The sequence below is a fragment of the Psychrobacter sp. Pi2-52 genome, from assembly GCF_904846705.1.
Taxonomy (GTDB): Bacteria; Pseudomonadota; Gammaproteobacteria; order Pseudomonadales; family Moraxellaceae; genus Psychrobacter.
The window spans coordinates 1-893 of sequence record NZ_CAJHBS010000058.1; the positions used below are offsets into that span (position 1 = coordinate 1).

The window sequence follows — 893 nt, forward strand, 5'->3', positions numbered from 1 at the left end:
TCTTGACGTATCTTCACGACGATGCAGTCTAGATAGACGATAGGATAAACACTGCTCAGCGGCCGGTTCTGCCAAGCAGTGATGTCCTCTAATATGTTATCGGTGACTCTTGAGACAAGAGAGCTTGAGATGTCGACATCGTAGAGCTCTTTAATGCTCTCTACGATCTCAGTGGTGGTTTGACCCTTGGCGTATGAGCGAGGATAAGCAAGTGTGTGGGGCACACTTGCCCGAAGCGCAAGACGGAAGGCTATGCCTGTAGTGACGATATGATCTTGTCATCAAGACCTGAGATACGGGTTTGATGCTTACTAACGAGTACAGGCTCAAAGCTGCTATCACGGTCTCTTGGGGTAGAGATTTCAAGATCGCCTGTATCACTGCGGACGGTCTTTTTAGTGTGCCCATTGCGCTTATTTGGCTTATCCGCCTTTTCATGCTTAGGGTAGCCAAGATGGTCTTCCATCTCAGCCTCTAAGGCAGTGTCGATAAAGGATTGCATGAGCTGCTTTTGAAAGTCTTTAATGTCATCAAAGCTTTTCATGCTACCAGCCATTTGCTCAGCCAGTTTTTTAATGTCAGATTGAGTAGTCATTGCTTATTCTCCAGTTAGTGGATTATAAGCAGTTACACAGTTTTTAGGAAACTCCCGAAAGTTCATGAATTCAATTACTAGTAGCTTTCCCGCACCAATCTACAGACGAAGAAAAGCCCCTTTTGCGTTAGCCAAAGGGGTTAGATATGAGTCTATTATTTTAATTTTTGACAAAAATATTGTTTTCATTTCTTTAGGAAATACCGTAGTAAGTAAACCCTTATAGTCAATCCAAAATAAAAGAAGTACAACCCATATTATGAAATAGTTTAGGTAGATTATTCTCCATCCAACCTTG

At 42.3% G+C, this 893-nt stretch carries 3 protein-coding genes; all 3 read right to left on the bottom strand.

Annotation, left to right across the window (positions count from 1 at the left end):
- Positions 1-224, bottom strand: a 224-nt coding sequence (locus JMY00_RS13480) for a transposase (protein ID WP_201580535.1), incomplete at its 3' end; no start/stop codon positions are given.
- 26 nt (positions 225-250) lie between these two features.
- A complete protein-coding gene (locus tag JMY00_RS13650) occupies positions 251-595 on the bottom strand; it encodes a transposase (protein WP_240990769.1) in 345 nt (114 codons plus the stop codon).
- 99 nt (positions 596-694) lie between these two features.
- The coding region (locus tag JMY00_RS13655) for a hypothetical protein (RefSeq protein WP_240990770.1) at positions 695-893 on the bottom strand (199 nt) is incomplete at its 5' end.